Origin of the sequence: Collimonas arenae (assembly GCF_000786695.1) — a bacterium.
GTDB classification, from domain to species: domain Bacteria; phylum Pseudomonadota; class Gammaproteobacteria; order Burkholderiales; family Burkholderiaceae_D; genus Collimonas; species Collimonas arenae_A.
Genome location: NZ_CP009962.1, coordinates 64,069 through 80,849 on the forward strand (window position 1 = coordinate 64,069; position 16,781 = coordinate 80,849).

14 protein-coding genes are annotated in these 16,781 nt (G+C 59.0%); 6 read left to right on the forward strand and 8 right to left on the reverse strand.

Features of this window, described 5'->3' with window-relative positions; genetic code table 11:
- The first annotated feature begins 106 nt into the window (after window positions 1–106).
- Complete coding sequence (locus tag LT85_RS00270; RefSeq protein WP_038483921.1) at window positions 107–3,121, forward strand: FAD-binding and (Fe-S)-binding domain-containing protein; 3,015 nt, start codon at window positions 107–109, stop codon at window positions 3,119–3,121.
- Between the two features lie 51 nt (window positions 3,122–3,172).
- On the opposite strand, the gene LT85_RS00275 is transcribed toward LT85_RS00270, so the two are convergent.
- From LT85_RS00275 to LT85_RS00285, 3 genes are all read right to left on the reverse strand, one after another.
- The gene (locus tag LT85_RS00275; RefSeq protein WP_253273629.1) at window positions 3,173–3,349 is read right to left on the reverse strand and encodes a hypothetical protein; all 177 of its coding nucleotides are present in this window, start codon (window positions 3,347–3,349) and stop codon (window positions 3,173–3,175) included.
- A 2-nt stretch (window positions 3,350–3,351) separates the two neighbouring features.
- The gene (locus LT85_RS00280) at window positions 3,352–4,560 is read right to left on the reverse strand and encodes an RtcB family protein (RefSeq protein WP_038483927.1); all 1,209 of its coding nucleotides are present in this window, start codon (window positions 4,558–4,560) and stop codon (window positions 3,352–3,354) included.
- Window positions 4,561–4,908: 348 nt separating this feature from the next.
- Entirely contained in the window at window positions 4,909–5,487 is a 579-nt protein-coding gene (locus tag LT85_RS00285) for an HNH endonuclease (RefSeq protein ID WP_253273630.1), read from the reverse strand.
- A gap of 224 nt (window positions 5,488–5,711) precedes the next feature.
- Between LT85_RS00285 and LT85_RS00290 the strand changes: the two genes are divergently transcribed.
- Both LT85_RS00290 and LT85_RS00295 read left to right on the forward strand, forming a co-directional pair.
- Window positions 5,712–8,606 (forward strand): DUF2339 domain-containing protein, encoded by a 2,895-nt coding sequence (locus tag LT85_RS00290; RefSeq protein ID WP_038483929.1) that lies wholly within the window; start codon window positions 5,712–5,714, stop codon window positions 8,604–8,606.
- A complete protein-coding gene (locus LT85_RS00295) occupies window positions 8,603–10,009 on the forward strand; it encodes a DUF3999 domain-containing protein (protein WP_038483931.1) in 1,407 nt (468 codons plus the stop codon). Before LT85_RS00290 ends, LT85_RS00295 begins: the two co-directional genes overlap by 4 nt.
- Window positions 10,010–10,045: 36 nt before the next feature.
- Here LT85_RS00295 and LT85_RS00300 read toward each other — a convergent pair whose 3' ends face one another.
- From LT85_RS00300 to LT85_RS00310, 3 genes are read right to left on the reverse strand one after another with little or no spacing between them, the layout of a single operon-like run.
- A complete protein-coding gene (locus tag LT85_RS00300) occupies window positions 10,046–10,927 on the reverse strand; it encodes a CPBP family intramembrane glutamic endopeptidase (protein WP_038483934.1) in 882 nt (293 codons plus the stop codon).
- Window positions 10,928–10,954: 27 nt separating this feature from the next.
- A complete protein-coding gene (locus LT85_RS00305) occupies window positions 10,955–11,365 on the reverse strand; it encodes a VOC family protein (protein WP_038483937.1) in 411 nt (136 codons plus the stop codon).
- 42 nt (window positions 11,366–11,407) lie between these two features.
- Window positions 11,408–11,878: a MaoC family dehydratase gene (locus tag LT85_RS00310; RefSeq protein WP_038483939.1), complete on the reverse strand. Its 471-nt coding sequence runs from the start codon at window positions 11,876–11,878 to the stop codon at window positions 11,408–11,410.
- A gap of 392 nt (window positions 11,879–12,270) precedes the next feature.
- Between LT85_RS00310 and LT85_RS00315 the strand changes: the two genes are divergently transcribed.
- Window positions 12,271–12,861, forward strand: a complete 591-nt coding sequence (locus LT85_RS00315) for a BPSL1445 family SYLF domain-containing lipoprotein (RefSeq protein WP_038483942.1) — start codon at window positions 12,271–12,273, stop codon at window positions 12,859–12,861.
- Window positions 12,862–12,976: 115 nt separating this feature from the next.
- Here LT85_RS00315 and LT85_RS00320 read toward each other — a convergent pair whose 3' ends face one another.
- Entirely contained in the window at window positions 12,977–14,197 is a 1,221-nt protein-coding gene (locus LT85_RS00320; RefSeq protein ID WP_253273631.1) for an AI-2E family transporter, read from the reverse strand.
- 337 nt (window positions 14,198–14,534) lie between these two features.
- Between LT85_RS00320 and LT85_RS00325 the strand changes: the two genes are divergently transcribed.
- Complete coding sequence (locus LT85_RS00325) at window positions 14,535–14,903, forward strand: DOPA 4,5-dioxygenase family protein (protein ID WP_038483945.1); 369 nt, start codon at window positions 14,535–14,537, stop codon at window positions 14,901–14,903.
- 14 nt (window positions 14,904–14,917) lie between these two features.
- Complete coding sequence (locus LT85_RS00330) at window positions 14,918–15,610, forward strand: right-handed parallel beta-helix repeat-containing protein (protein WP_038483948.1); 693 nt, start codon at window positions 14,918–14,920, stop codon at window positions 15,608–15,610.
- Window positions 15,611–15,621: 11 nt separating this feature from the next.
- On the opposite strand, the gene LT85_RS00335 is transcribed toward LT85_RS00330, so the two are convergent.
- A complete protein-coding gene (locus LT85_RS00335) occupies window positions 15,622–16,614 on the reverse strand; it encodes an aldo/keto reductase (protein WP_038483951.1) in 993 nt (330 codons plus the stop codon).
- Window positions 16,615–16,781: the final 167 nt, after the last annotated feature.

Genomic DNA, 16,781 nt, shown 5'->3' on the forward strand with positions numbered 1-16,781 from the left:
TTATTGACCGAATTATTGATCTAGTTATTGGCTTGAGTATCGATCTTATTATTGATCTGATTGTCGACCCGATTATTTGCCGGACTGTTTTTACAGGATACTTCCCATGCTGGTTAAACCAATCCATTTGCTACCCCGCGGTGCAACGTTCACGACGCCGCTGGCCGAGCAGCTGTGGCGCGAATTAAGGGGTGATGTCCTGTTCGGTCCGGCCGACCGCGGCAGGTACGCCACTGACGCTTCGATTTACCAGATCATGCCGCTCGGCGCGGTGGTGCCGCGCGACCAGGCGGATCTGCTGCTGGCGCTGGAGATTGCGCGCGACAACCATACGCCGGTTCTGGCGCGCGGCGCCGGCACCAGCCAGTGCGGGCAAACCGTAGGCGAAGCGCTGGTGATCGACAACAGCAAATGGCTCAACCAGGTGATCGACTTCGACGCCGCCGCGCGCACCGTGACAGTCGAGCCCGGTATGGTCCTCGACCATCTCAATGCCTGGCTAAAGCCGTATGGCTTGTGGTTTCCGGTGGATGTGTCTACCGCAGCCCAATGCACCATCGGCGGCATGGCCGGCAACAATTCCTGCGGCTCGCGCTCGATCGAATACGGCAACATGGTGCATAACGTGGTCGCCATCGACGCCGTGCTTGCGGACGGGACGCAAGGCTGCTTTGGCCGCCTGGAGCGAATGGCGACCGGTGGCCGCATCGGCGATATCGTCACCGGATTGCAAGGCATCGCCCGGCGCGAACGGGGCGAGATTGCCGAACGCATACCCAAGGTCTTGCGCCGGGTGGGTGGCTACAACATCGATCTCTTCGATTGCCAGAATCCGCGCGCCTACACCGATGACGGCATGGCCAACCTGGCGCATATCCTGGTCGGCTCGGAAGGCACGCTGGCCTACAGCCGCCAGATCACCCTGGCGCTGGCGCCGCTGCCGGCTCACAAGGTACTTGGCGTGGTCAACTTTCCCACCTTCTATCAGGCGATGGACCTGACCCAGCATATCGTCAAACTTGGTCCGACCGCGGTTGAACTTGTGGACCGCACCATGATCGATCTGGCCATGGGTAACCCAGCCTTCAAGCCGGTCATTGAAAAAGCCCTGAGCGGTCAGCCGCAAGCCATCTTGCTGGTTGAATTCGCCGGCGAAAGCCACGACGTCTTGTTGCAAAAACTGTCCAGCCTGGATGAATTGATGGCTGACCTGCAATTGCCAGGCGCGGTGGTGAAAATGGCCGGCGCTTCAGACCAGAAAGCCTTGTGGGATGTGCGTAAGGCCGGTCTCAACATCATGATGAGCATGAAGGGCGACGGCAAGCCGGTGTCCTTTATCGAAGACTGCGCCGTACCGTTGGAACACCTGGCGGAATACACCAGCCAGCTGACCGAGGTATTCCACAAGTACGGAACTGAAGGCACCTGGTATGCCCATGCCAGCGTCGGTACGCTGCATGTGCGGCCGATATTGGATATGCGCCGCGGCGGCGCCAAGGACATGCGTGAAATCGCCGAAGCAGCCTCGGCGCTGGTGCGCAAGTACAAGGGCGCCTATTCCGGCGAACATGGCGACGGTCTCTGCCGCGGCGAGTGGGTCGCGTGGCAGTACGGGCCGAAGATCAACGCTGCCTTTGGCGAAATCAAGGAGTTGTTCGATCCGCGCAATCATTTTAATCCCGACAAGATCGTGCGGCCGCCGAAAATGGACGATGCCGTCAACTTCCGCTTTGCGCCCGGTTACCAGGAATTGCCGCGTCAGCCCAAGCTGGACTGGTCATCGTGGAACGTCAAACGTAATCCGCTGACCGGCGAAGAAAGCGCTCCCGGTACTGGTGACGACAGGACCGACGGCCTGGCCAAGCTGGTTGAAATGTGCAACAACAACGGCCATTGCCGCAAATTCGACGCCGGCACCATGTGTCCCAGCTATCGCATCACCAAGGATGAGAAACACGTCACGCGTGGCCGCGCCAATACCTTGCGTCTGGCGCTCTCCGGCCAGCTTGGCAATGAGGGCTTGGCCAGCGAGGAAGTCAAGGAGGTGCTGGACTTGTGCGTCTCCTGCAAAGGTTGCAAGCGCGACTGCCCGACCGGCGTCGACATGGCGAAAGTCAAGATCGAAGCGCGTGCCGCCTGGATCGGCAAGCATGGCCTTGGCTGGCGCGATCGCCTGATTGCCTTCATGCCGGCCTATGCGCCCTACGCCAGCAGCGCAGGCAGCCTGATCGCATTGGCCGAAAATATTCCGCTGCTGTCTAACTGGATAAAGAATCGCCTGGGCCTGGCGCCGCAACGCTCTTTTCCGCAGTTCAAGAAGGCCTTCCTGGCGAACGCCAGGCCGACGGCGGCGAGCGGGCGCGAAGTGCTGCTATTCGTCGATACCTTCAACAACTACATGGAACCGGAAAACGCCCGCGCCGCGCAGCAAGTACTGGAAGCCGCCGGCTACAAGGTCCACTTCAATACGGTCGCCAGCGGCAGGCCCTTGTGCTGCGGCCGTACCTATCTGTCCGCAGGCCTGGTCGACCAGGCCAAAGCCGAAGCGCGCAGGACGCTGGATAGTTTGATGCCGTATGTCGAGCGCGGCATCCCCATTGTCGGGCTGGAACCGTCCTGCTTGTTGTCGTTGCGCGATGAGTTCTTGAATTACGGTTACGGCGAAGAGGCGAAAAAGCTGGCGCAATCGGCTTATCTGTTCGAAGAATTTCTTGTGAACGAGAAAAACAACGGCCGCCTTCAACTGGACCTGAAACCGCTGTCCGGCAATAAAGTCCTGCTGCACGGCCACTGCCATCAAAAAGCCTTTGATGCTTTGCGGCCGGTACAAACCGTCTTGCAATGGATCCCGCAGGTCGAACTGTCAACGGTAGAGTCTTCATGCTGCGGCATGGCCGGCAGCTTCGGTTACGAAGCTGAACACTACGAAGCGTCGATGGCCATGGCCGAACTCACGCTCTTGCCCGCGGTGCGCAAGGCCGGCAAAGACAGCATCGTGGTAGCAGACGGCACCAGTTGCCGCCATCAAATCCACGATGGCGCGGACACGCAGGCTTTGCATGTAGCGCGGGTGCTGGCCTTGTCTTTGACGGCATCGTCGGTGACAACGCGCTCAGATTGAAAATGCTCACCCATAAAGAAAGGCCCTCACGGGCCTTTCGTCAATACATAGTCATGTGTCATGGTCCTCTCTGGTTTTGCGTCCCGACAGGATCTGGTTCAGTTTCTGTTTTTCAGCCCGCCGCACCTGGCGCGCCGGGTTGTAGCCATCATGCGATCCGGCTTTCCGGGTTCTGGCGGCAACCACCAGAGGATTGCGCGGCTTCGGCAGTTTAATTGTGATTTTCATGTTCATCCTTTTATGCAAATGACCTGGCGCAGCGTGTGCACCTCGTCGACCAGATCGGTCTGATGCGCCATGACCTGGTCGATGTCCTTGTAGGCGGCTGGAATTTCATCGACTACGCCGCCATCCTTGCGGCATTCGATTCCCAGTGTCTGGTCGGCCAGGTCGAAGCGGCTGAAGCGACGCTTGGCTTCGGTCCGGCTCATGCGCCGCCCTGCCCCATGCGAGCAGGAACAGAACGATTCCGGATTGCCCTTGCCGCGCACGATGTAGCTCTTAGCGCCCATGCTGCCAGGAATGATGCCGAGCTCGCCTGCACGCGCCGAGATCGCTCCTTTGCGGGTGATGAACAGGTTTTCATTACCGTGCATCTCACGCGATACATAGTTGTGATGGCAGTTGATCGCTTCGCCATCGAGTTTGAACGGCGGCAGTTGCTGCGTCAGCACGTCGACCGTGCGCCGCATCATTTCGCGACGGTTAATCAAGGCATAGTCTTGCGCCCAGTCGACGGCGTCGACGTAATCGTCGAACAGCAGCGATCCTTCGCTGAAGTAAGACAGGTCCTTGTCCGGCAAGTTGACATGGTTGCGGGCCATATCCTTTTTTGCGGCGGAAATGAAATAGCGTCCGATCACGTTGCCGATGCCGCGCGAGCCGGAATGCAGCATGATCCAGACCCGTTGTTCTTCGTCCAGGCAGATCTCGATGAAGTGGTTGCCGCCGCCCAGCGTGCCGATCTGGCAAATCCAGGTCTGGGCAAATTTGTGCTGCATCTTCATGATGCCCTTGTGCTTGGCCACGATCCGGTCCAGCCGGTCGTTTAGCGGCCGGCCGACGCGTGCATGGGCCGAACCGCGCACCTTGTTCCACTCATGCTGTTCGAAGCCGACCGGAATCGCCGCTTCAATGGCGCTGCGCAGGCGCGCCAGGTTGTCCGGCAGCTGGCTGGCCGTCAGCGTGGTACGGACTGCATTCATGCCGCAGCCGATATCGACCCCGACCGCTGCCGGAATGATGGCGGCGCGGGTAGGAATCACGCTGCCGACGGTGGCGCCGATGCCGGCATGGACGTCCGGCATTGCCGCCACGTGCGGATACACGATCGGCAGGTTGGCGATATTGAGCAGCTGCTGGAGCGCGCTGTGATCGATATCGTCGGTAAATATGTGCACGGGCACCAGGCCCTTGTGCAAGCTCTGTTTGATTGGCATAACGTTTCTCTGTCATACCGGGGTTCTCGTCACGGATCGCATGGCCGCGCCCGCAAAAAACAAAAACCCCGGCGAGTTTCCTCACCGGGGTTCATGGTTGGAACGACCGGCTCGGGTCGGCAAAATCGCCGCATACCCCGAGCAGTCATGCGCGGGGCTATCTGTTGTTTGAATTGTTGATAGCCGTCCGTGGCATGGCCGTTCCTTTCCTGTAAAAATATTGTTAGTCGAAAATACCGAGTTGCGATTCTGCACCCGATGAAATCAGCGTGTCAAACAAATCACCGCAATGCGGCGTTATTCCGTTGTTTTTTTCACGCAGCCGGGCGCCAAGAATCGCGTTCCGCCTTAGTTCAATTCGCGCATGCGGCTGTGCTTTGGCAGGCGCGCGGCCAGGTAGTCGTGCTGGTCGGCCAGTACGTTGCGGCCGCTTAGCAGATAGTGTTCGGCGCGGCAAGGCACATACGGCACGTACAGCAGCGGGCGGAAACTCTCCAGCGCCTTGCTGCCTTTTTCCTGGTTGCAGTCCTTGCACGCCGTCACGCAATTCATCCACGTATCCCGGCCGCCGCGCGAACGCGCCAGCACATGGTCGCGCGACAATTCATTGTGGGGAAAGCGGCCGCCGCAATAGGCACAGGTGTAACGGTCGCGGCGGAACAGCAGATCGTTGTGATGGCCCAGCGGCAGTTCCAGGTGCAGCATGCGCGCCATGATGGCGCTGCCGGCGATGGCGATGATAGGTTTGACGGCGATGCGCGACTGAATGCCTGCATGGGAATAACCGCCGCGGAAAACGATGTCGCCGTCTCCAAGTTCCCAAGCCACCTTCCCGCTCGCATAATAGAGCACAGCATCTTGCGGCGAAATCCAGTCGAACGGGTTTCCCGCGATATCGAGAGTCAGGATATGGGAGGTCATTTTCATTACCTTTGCTGCTGATTATAACCAGCATTTTCCTATTTCGGAATTCTCTCTTGCGATTGCAAGCAGCAAGAAAATGCTGTCACTGTACTGTCATCTGATACGTGCAGGCCATGTATCGCAAATGGCGATCAACTGGCATTATGCAATGGTCAGTTGGAAATATTGGGTACTGCCGAAACATCACAAACAATACCAGAGCAAATCACAATAAGCGAGCTAACACTATGATTTTATGGGGAATTTTATGTGGTGGAGTGCTGGGTTGGCTATGGCCGAGCTCGGGATTCGGCGATATCGGCATATTTATCGGCGGCCTACTCGGCTTGGTGGCGGGCTGGGGCTTGCAATTTGCCATTCGCGGAGAAATCGCGGCCGGCAATGAAAAACTGCGCAAACAGATGCAGGAGTGGTTCAAAGCGCAGGCAGGTGTAAATGGCTCGGCCGCCGCGACAGATGCCAAGCCGATTGATAAAGCCGCGATGGCTGCCGAGCTTGCGCGCACCATTGTGTCGCCCGTTTCGCCCGCTTTACCAGTTTTACCAGCTTCGCCGGTGATGCCAGATGCTGCATCCCAATTACAGGCAGCTCCACCACGCCAACCGGCTCCGATACCGGCCAAGCGTGAAATCGTCCCCGCCAAGCCTAACGTCGTTGAGCTGGCCATCGGCGCGGCAAAGAATTGGCTCCTCGGCGGCAACACCATTGTCCGCGTCGGCCTGGTGATCCTGTTTATCGGCTTGTCCTTCCTGGCCAGTTACGCGGCGTCAGCCGGTTTGTTTCCGGTGGAATTTCGCCTGGCGGTGGTGGCTGCCGCCGGCATTGCATTGCTGGCGGTGGGTTTTGGCAAGCGCCAGGCCAAGCCGGCGTTTGCGCTGGCGCTACAAGGCGGCGGCGTGGCGGTGATCTACCTGACGGTGTTTGCTGCTTTCCGCTTGTTTGACCTGATCGCGCCCTTGCCTGCCTTCGGCTTGATGATCGTGGTGTGCGCGCTAAGTTGTGCGCTGGCGCTGCTGCAGGATTCGCGCGGCCTGGCGGTGGCGGCTTTTGCCGGCGGCTTTGCGGTGCCGCTGCTGCTTTCCACCGGTGGCGGCAGTAGCGTTGGCCTGTTCAGCTATTACACGCTGCTGAACCTGGCGATTCTGTTCATTGCCTACAAACGTTCGTGGCGAGTCCTGAACATCGTCGGATTTGTCGCCACTTTCGGCGTCGCTACGACCTGGGGTGTGCTGAAGTATGATCCGGCGCTGTATCTCAGTTCGCAACTGTTCCTGATTATCTTCGTGCTGATCTATGTGACGGCGGCGATCCTGTATGCCCGTAATACGCCTACCAAACTGGGCAACGCGGTCGATAGCACCTTGATGTTCGGTACCGCGCTGATTGGCTTTGGCTTGCAAGTCGGACTGGTCAGCCAATTCAAGCTGGGCACGGCGTTTTCGGCGCTGGGCTTCGCCGCCTTGTATCTGGTGCTGGCAACTGTGCTGATGCGGCGTGGCCGGCAAAATTATCGGCTGATGATTGAGTCCATGCTGGTCATCGGCATCGGCTTTGTGACATTGGCGGTGCCGCTGGCGCTGGATGCGCGCTGGACCTCGGCGGTGTGGGCGTTGGAAGGCGCCGGCGCGTTCTGGGTCGGCATGCGGCAGGCGCGATGGATGCCGCGCGCTTTCGGCTTGTTGCTGCAAGTAGTGGCAGGTTGCGCTTTCCTGGGCGGGATCGATGCCAATGTATCGACGTGGCCCTTGGCTAACCCCATGTTCATCGGCGCCATGTTGATTGCGTTGCCCGCACTGGCGATTGCCTGGTGGCTGCGCAGCGTGTTGCCGCATAGCGATTCGACCTGGGCCAAGGCCTATGCAAAAGTCGAAGCGCTGCTGGGCCAGCCGGTCTATCTGTATGGTTTCCTGTTCTGGTACCTGGCCTGGATCCTGGAAGCGTGGCGCGCCGTACCGGGTAGCGAAGCCGGCATGGCGGCTTCGCCGGTGTTTGCAGCCGGTACGCAACAAATGCTGACCATGTTTGCATTGGTGGCGAGCGCCTGGCTGTCATCGCTGCTGGGCCGCAAGACCGGCTGGGCGATCACCGGCTGGCCAGGCCGCCTTACCCTGTTGCCGCTGGCACTGGTTTTCATTGCGCAGGAATGGTCCGATGAGCGCGTGCTCTATACGCCGGCCTGGGCCATATGGCTGCTGGCGCTGGGCCTGCATTTCTGGATGCTTTACAAGAACGATACCGCGCCTGCGGCGAGTACAGGCATGCTCCGCCTTAACCGCGCCATGCACGTCGGCAGTGTCTGGTTGCTGACGCTGTTGCTGGCAGATTGCCTGTGGTTCGGGATCGACCGCGCCGGTCTGTGGCAAACCTCGTGGGCTGGCGTGGTATTGCTGGTCAGCGCCATCACAGTGTTGCTGCTGTTATCGGTCTGGGCCGGCAAGGCTAACCGGATGACGGCCTTATCGGCATTCAGCTGGCCGCGCAATCCGCATGCCGTCGCGTATTACTGGCATGCGGCGTTGCCGCTGGTGCTGCTGGTGTTTGCCGGCGCTCTGGCGATGGCTTTGTTCTCGTCCGGACATACTGAGCCGCTGCCGTATATTCCTTTGCTCAATCCTACCGATCTGACGCTGGCGCTTGCCCTCGGCGCTCTGCTGTTCTGGCGTCGCGCGGTGACGGCGGCGCAACCGCTGCCGGTTGCCGCCGGCTGGGTGCCGCGCAAGCAGACTTTGCTGACGCTGGCGGCGCTCGCCTTCGTGGCCATTAATACGGTCTGGCTGCGCATCGTCCACCATTTCTTTGGCGTCAGCTGGGATGCTTCGGCCTTATTCGACAGTTTTGTGGTGCAAACCGGCTTTGCCATCTTGTGGACCTTGCTGGCGCTTAGCCTGATGTTGCTGGCGCACCGCCGCGTGCAGCGTGGTTTATGGTTGACCGGCGCCGGCTTGCTGGGGCTGGTGGTGGTGAAATTGCTGTTGGTCGATTTGTCGAATGCAGGAGGCGCCGAGCGCATCGTCACCTTTATCGCTGTCGGCATCCTGATGCTGGTGGTTGGTTATTTTGCCCCTTTGCCGCCGAAAGCCGCCGTGGCGAATCCTGATCCTGTGGAGAAAACACAAGCATGAAACATTTTCCTGGTTTGAACTGGCTGCGTGCCGCAGCCGTTGCCTGCGTGCTGGCGGCGCCGCTCGCGGCATGGCCGGCAAGCGATTCGAATACCCCGCAATCTTACGCATTGCAGCTGCCGGTACAGTTCAACAGCGGTGCGCCGTTGCAGCGGCTGGTGTTGCCGGCGCAGGTGCTGGTGAGCCTGCAAACCGGCGGCATGAGCGATTTGCGGATTTTCAATGGACAAGGCCAGCCTTTGTCTATGGCGATGTCAGATAGCGCCAGCCTGCGACAAACTGAAAATCAAAAAATCGTCGTGCAGTCGTCGCCAATTATAGGAACGCCGGACGTCAAAGATCTCTCCGCTTCGTCGCTACGGATCGAAGACCAGCAAGGCAAGCGAGTGGTGCAAATCGACGGCGGCGCGAGCGGTGGCGCCCAGTCAAAAACAGTCCTGGGCGCATTGCTGGATACCCGCGCCATCACCGATGCGGTGGTGGGAATGGTGCTGGATGTGGATTTACCTGATGCGCAGCCGATTACCTTTACGCTGCAAATGAGCAAGGACTTGAAAGACTGGCGACCGTTGGCGGAAACCGTTCTTTATCGGGCCGAAGCCACGGCAGATCATCTTGGCGCCGGTCACATAGCGTTGCAGTTCGCCGAGATGAAGGATCACTACGTGCGCGTCACCTGGACCGACAGCGCCGGGCATACAGCGCCGGTGCTGATGCGTAGCGCCACCCTCACGACCGCGCGTGGCGTCAGCAACTTGCCAAGAGTCAGCGCCGCCCTGGCCAGGCCGGTGCTGATCAATCCCTATGAACTGCGTTTTTCACTGCCCTTTGCCACTCCCGTGGCGGCGCTGGACATCAAACCGGCAGGCGACAACGTATTGATACCGGTGCGTGTGCTGGGCCGCAACGATCCCGGCCAGCCATGGGCTGTACTGGCTGCCAGCGTTATCTACCATTTGCAGACCGCGGGTAAAGTGCAAGACAGCGCGGCGATCGAATTGCCGCCCACCGCATTCCGTCAGATCAAGATCGAAGCCGACAAGAAAACCCCCGGTTTCAGCGCGCTGCCGGCAATCGCTCTGGAATTTGAACCCGCGCAGATTGTGGCGCTGGTGAACGGCCAGCCGCCGTTCACGCTGGCGGCAGGTCTTGCCAATGCCGCCAGCCCGTACCTGCCGATGCAAAGCCTGATGCCTGGTTATCAGGCTGCGCAGGAAAACAGTTTGCCGCTGGCGACTATCGACAGTTCGCCTGCTGCAGTGCAGGCAACTGCCAGCCGCGATGGCATGCCGACGCGTACGCTGATACTTTGGGGGGTGCTTCTGGTGGCCGCTCTGGCGCTGGGCGCGATGGCGTGGGTGCTGCTCAAGCAAAACAACAAGGCAGCCGCCGAAGACCAATGATCTTCGGCGGTATCTTGGCGGCCTGTTTCGCCTGTTTCAATTGAGATGGGGATAGGTGAAGCCGATAAAGTGCACCGCATTGACGGCGAAATGGACGATGATCGGCGCTTCGATGCGCTGTGTCGCGAAGTAGGCATAGGCATAACCAAAGCCGGCAATCGTCGCCAGCAATACGTAAGTGCCGCCGCCGGCCGCATGTACCGCGCCAAACAAGAGAGCGGAGCAGATCAGCGCCGCCAGGTGTCCGTAACGAAAGCGCGCCAGCGACGACGCCAGGCGGTCTTGCAATATGCCGCGGAAAAATGCCTCTTCCGCCACCACCGTGAAAAACAGATTGGTGACCAGGAACAGCGCAGTGGCCTGGCTCAGTTTGACATCCGGTTTGATATAGCCGATCAAGGTTGCGGCGCCGAGCACTGCAAGCACCGTCACAATTCCCACCGGCCAGGTTCTTTTCAATACCGCGCGCCATTCAGCGACGGTGTCCGCCCGCTTGCACAGGAAGGCTAGCAAAATCAGGCCGGCTGCGCCTTTGTCGAAATTGGCGTATTGGGTGAACGCAATGGCGTCGGCAGACAGTTTCAGGTTCGAAATGACGATCGGGTTGTTGAATCCGGGAAGGCGATGCATGGCCATCGCTAGTGCCACGATGGCGGCGATGGTCAACAAAATGCAGGATAAGACTTTCCGCTTGGCCTTGGATGCAACATAGGCAATGACGCAAAAAATCCCGAGTTCCGCGACCGCCAAGAGGTTCAGCACGCCTGCGGCAAGGCCGCACCCGGCCGCGGCAATGAAAAATCCCATCCACGGCGGCACAGCGAGCCGGTCATTGATGCGAACGGGATGCAGCCAGACCGCGCAAATGGCGGCAGCAAGCAGGGTAAAGGCAAGGAAACTCAGTTCAGATAAAGGCATGTGGCGGCGTAGTGTTGTGCTTGGTTTTTAGCGGCCATCCGGCGGTCCTTTCAGTTCAACCACGGTACCTTCCGGGTCAGTAATATAGATGGACGGTCCTTCTCCTTCGGCGCCATTCCTGGAGGCCAGCGGCCCGGCATCAACCTGGTTTGCTTGCAGATGAGAGCGAATCGCAGCTTCATCGAAGGGTTCGACCCGAAAGCAGAAGTGGTCGAGATTACGCCCTTCTTTTCCCGGAGCGGCGCCGCCGGCGCTGCCGAGCTTGCCGTCGACCGGCACCAGGTCGAGCAGGGAATTGCCGGCCCGCAGTTGCACCAGGCCGATCGCCTCCTGCCGGCGCTCCACGGTGCAACCGAGCACGTTGCAATAGAAATGCAGCATCTTGTCGAGGTTGACCACGCGCAATACCAGATGGTCGATTTCACGAATATGTATCATCTTGGGGCCGCTCAAAAAAAACCCATTGTAAATCGATGCGTGCTATTGCGTCCTGCGCGACACCACGAGTTTGGCCACGAACAGCTGCACAATGTCGCCGTGCTGGTTACGCGTCTCGCTGCGCAGTTTCACCATGCCGCGATCCGGCCGCGAGCGCGACGGCGTAATTTCCAGCACTTCGCTCTCGACATGCAGGATATCGCTGGCGCGGGTCGGCATCGGCCAGCTCAGCTCACCACCCGAACCGATGATGCCGCCTTGCAGCAGCACGCCGCTGGTCACCAGCAGGCGCATGGTGATGGCTGCCGTATGCCAGCCGCTGGCGGCCAGCCCGCCAAACAAGGTGTTTTTGGCGGCAGCGTCGCTCAGATGGAATGGCTGCGGATCAAATTGCTGCGCAAACGCCAGGATTTGCTGTTCGTCCATCGCATGCTCGCCACTGGTGAAGCGTTGGCCGACTGCGAGGTCGTCCAGATACAACGCGGACTTTGGAGAAGGGGTATGTTCGCTCATTACAGTTTCCTAAGGGGTAATCAAACTTGACGGCAAGGCTTGATGATAAGACCTGACGCAATCGGCTGCCAGGCGCGCAAAAAACCATGCCGAAGAAACATCGCTTGAATGTGTGCTACCGTACAGTGTCAATCTTGCACTGCGCCTACAGTGAACCTACGATCGCGGATAAAGACGCAGCCTCGTCTCGACCGCTGCGACGCGGTTGCCATTCTGGCGGATGGTTGTCGTTCATGGATGCCTTATCCGATCAGGGATATTGTCCGGAACTGGAAGAATTGACGATGGCTCGACATTGTCAATTTGTACATGCATCTTGATTGCGATATATAATTTATAGCGTTGTCCGATTGTCATCCTGCTTGTCATCCACCTTTCCGTTGGAGAAAAAAATGCAAAAAAAATCATCATTCCCAAGTAAAAGTCTTGCAGCTATCGCCGTCGCCCTGGCCAGCATTACCTTCGCCGGTTGCACCACCACCATGCCGGGCAAGGATGCCAGTTCCCAAACCAGCCGCAATGACGTCAACGCAGGCGTGGACGCTACCTTGTCGAAACTGTACCAGACTGCGCCTGCATCACGTGACCTGGTGGCGCGCGCCAAGGGCGTCCTGGTATTCCCGGCAGTGCTGCAAGCCAGTTTTGTGATCGGCGCTGAATACGGCAAGGGCGCATTGCGCGTCGGTGGCCGCAATGCGGGCTATTACAGCACTACCGCAGGGTCGGTCGGCTTCCAGGCTGGTGCGCAATCGAAAGCCATCATATTGTTATTCATGACCCAGGACGCTCTGGATAAATTCCGCAACAGCAATGGCTGGACGGTCGGCGCCGACGCCACCGTGGCGCTGGCGAATATCGGCGCCAACGGCAACATCGATACCAACACCGCGCAACAGCCGATTATTGGCTTCGTGACCACCAATGGCGGCCTGATTGCCGGCGTTTCCCTGCAAGGCGCCAAGATCGCCAAGATCGAACTGTAATCAAGGCAATCTCAACGTAGCAGCGAATCGTTCTGCTATCGATACGGCATCTTAGGATGCCGTATTTTTTTGTCGGTCATCCGGCATCCACTATCTGGCGCTTCAGTTTGTCGCTTTAATCGCTCAGCAGCTCAGCCACCGCATGTAAACCATCGACCCGTTTGGCGATGACCTTGACGATGACGATGATCGGAATCCCCAGCAATAAACCCCACACCCCCCATAGCCAACCCCAGAACAGCAGCACGATAAATACCGCCGCCGCATTCATCTTGGCGATGCGGCCGGTCATCCAGGTGGTGACGAAGGTGCCGACCAGGGTGGCGATGACCAGCGTCGAGGCGGCCACCAGCAGCATCATGTAGAACGAATCGAATTGCATGAAGGCGGTGATGCCGGTCGCCACGGCGATCAGCAGCGGTCCGAAGTACGGAATGATGTGTAGAAAGCCGCCAGCCAGGGCCCAGGCACCGGCGTTTTCCAGCCCGATCCAGCGGAACACGATCCACATCATGACCGCCAGCAGTGCATTGGTCACCAGCAGCATGAACATGTAACTTTGGATTGAGGTATTGATTTCGAGCAGGATGCTGACGGCGATTTTCTTGCTGGAGAGCGATGGCCCGGTCAGTTTCACCAGCTTGCGCTTGAATGTATCGCCGGACAGCAAAAGGAAAAATACCAGGAAGGTCACCATGGCCGCCTGGCCGATGAAAATCATGGCGCCCATCGAGCCGGTCCAGATCCATTCGCTTAACTGGAAGGGAGCGGCCGCGACTACCGCTGGCGGCTGCCGTTTGGAGTCCGGTTTTACGCCGGTCGCCTGGCCGGCGGCGTTTTCGATCTCGCTGGCCGCAGCTTGCATTTTCTGGATCGTGCTGGCTTGTCCGCCTTGGTTTTTTGCGTTGACGATGGCGCGCGACAGCTGATGCGCGGCAGCAGGCAAGCGCTCCATGATGGACTGGAATTCGCCGCGCAAGGAATAGCCGACCTGGCCCAGACCCAGCACCAGGGCGGCCATCACCAGGCAGGTGCCGAACACGCGCGGCACACGGATGCGTTCCAGCCAGACCACCAGCGGATTCAATGTATAGGCGATAAAAATCCCGAACACCAGCGGGATCAGGAATTTCTGCGCCCATTGGAGAGCGAACACCAAGGCCAGCACGGTCAGGATCCGCAGGCACACGCTGCGCACATGGGTCGGGCCGTGAGGGGAAAACGGCGCCAAAGGGCCGGTTATCGGCGTTTCTGCCGACAATTGTTCTACCGGCGCCGGATCCTGTTTTGGGTCGTCATTCGCGGCAACTGCGGCGATTGCATCTGTACTCATCATCTGTGCTCATCGGTTTCGTTGGCAAGGTTGGTTGCGCACTATTTAGGCCAATCTGATAGGCGCAGCATATACAGGCTGAAACGGCATCTCGGTACGTCACCGCACAAAGCCCGTATGGTTTTTCCAGGAAGATTGTGCGCCAGATTGCGACCAAGGCGGACTTTTATTCGGGTTTGTCGGCAAGACAATGCTCAAAAAGACAAGCACATTCCCATATCTTCCAAGCAATTCCTCTGGCCGCCGAAAAGGCGTATTCTGGAAGACTAACGTGGAACGGAATCGGCTTTGCCGACCCGCTCTGCGATCATTCTTGCACAACCTGTCCGGAGTCTTTCGCATGACCGTATCGCCCGAGCCGCGCATCACCAGCTATCACGCCCATATCTATTACGACGCCGCTACCATGCCGCAAGCAATCGCCTTGTGCGAAGAAGCTGCGCGCCGGTTTAGCCTGACTATGGGCCGCGCTCATCAGAAACCGGTGGGACCGCATCCTGACTGGAGTTGCCAGCTGGCGTTTGAGCCGGAGATATTCGGCGAGCTGGTTCCCTGGCTAGCGATGAACCGGGCAGGCCTGGTTATTTTTACCCATCCGCTGACCGGGGACGATTTGGCAGATCATCGCGACCATGCAATCTGGATGGGTGCGGTGCGGCCTTTGAAATTATCGATCTTCATGAATGACTCAGAGGCATTGAGTGAATAAGAGGGGAGATTGTCATGCGTCATCCTAGCTTGCAGCAATGCGCGACGATTATTCTGCTCGCCTGGCAATCGTTAAGCTTGGCGGCGGAGCGGGTCATTCCGATTGATCCGGCGCGTACCGATAAACCCGGTTTCATGGTGGTGATCGAGGCGCCGGGACATTATCAATTGGCCGGCAACCTGAAGGTTACTGACGCCAACACCACGGCGATTGAAATCAACGCCGACAACGTTATCATCGACCTGCATGGCTTTGCTATCCAGGGCGCGACGCGTTGCCAGCAATTGCCGGCGCCATGCTGGCCGCTTGGCACCGGCAACGGCATTCATGCGGTAAATCGCAGCCACGTCACGGTCAGGAACGGCATCGTCCAGGGCATGGGAAACTATGGCATCTATCTGGAGAGTAATTCGGCCAATCTCGACCACGTGGTGCTATCCCGCAATGGCCATGGCGGTGCGGTCTTCTTCGGCGGCGTGATCAGCAACAGCGTTGCCGAAACCAATGGCGGCGACGGCATCTTTGGCGTCGATCTCAAAGTCAATCGCAACATCATGCGGGGCAACCAGTTGCTGGGACTTGCCGCGCATGGCCAGTCCAGCTTCAGCGGCAACAAGCTCAGCGCCAACAACGGCAATGCCGCGCAGACCAATCTCAAGTCTGCGGCGGCTGCCGGGAATACATGCAACGCAACGGCTTGCCCGTAGCGTCTAGCGGGCTAGCGATCCACCCAGGCCATGCGTTCCTTGCTATAACGCTCGCCCGCTACCTTTTGCAGCGCGCTTTCCAGCAATTCGGTTTCTGCTTTCGTTAGCGTGATGTCGACGGCGCCCACATTTTGCTCCAGGTAACTGCGGCGCTTGGTGCCGGGAATCGGCACGATGTCGTCGCCCTGCTGCAGCACCCAGGCCAGCGCCACCTGGCCGGCGGTGGCGCCCTTGGTGGCGGCGATATCGGCGACTACTTTTGCTGCGCGCACGTTGGCGTCAAAATTGTCGCCCTGCAGGCGCGGGTCGAGATGCCGGAAGTCGGTGGCAGGATAGGTTTCCGCGCGTTGCGCAGTACCGCTCAGGAAGCCGCGGCCAAGCGGACTGAACGGCACCAGGCCGATGCCGAGTTCGCGCAGGACCGGCAAGATATCGGCTTCCAGATTGCGCTCCCAGAGCGAGTATTCGCTTTGCAGCGCGCTGATCGGGTGTACTGCGTGCGCTTTGCGGATATTTGCGACGCCGGCTTCCGACAGCCCGAGATAGCGCACTTTACCTTCGCGCACCAGGTCCGCCATGACGCCGACTACTTCTTCAATCGGCACCGCCGGATCGACGCGGTGCTGGTACAGCAAATCGATGTAATCGGTATCGAGGCGGCGCAACGACGCTTCGACCGCGCGCCGAATGTGACCGGGTTCGCTGGTGATGCCGGTAGTGACGCCGTTTTCTATCTTGAAGCCGAATTTGGTCGCCAGCACCACTTCGTGGCGGCGTCCTTTGAAGACCCGCCCTAGCAACGATTCGTTGGTGTAGGGGCCGTACTGTTCGGCGGTATCGAAGAAATTGATGCCGAGATCGAGCGCCTGATGCAGGGTGGCGATGGATTCGGTTTCGTCGGCGGCGCCGTAGGCTGTGCTCATCCCCATGCAGCCCAGGCCCATTGCCGATACCGTCAGGCCGCCCGATCCCAGCTTGCGATGCTTGATGCGTTGTTCGTCCATTGTCTGCTCCGAAGTGAAGATACGATCGGCGTCGCCCGAGGCTTGACCGTGCAAAGCGCCGCAAGTTAGTATAAGCGATGCTTAAGCAATCCATCACCCGCCTTCATTCTCACGTCTGCGCACGCTGTTGTCGCACGACGGCAGTTCAACACGCCTGAAATATCAGC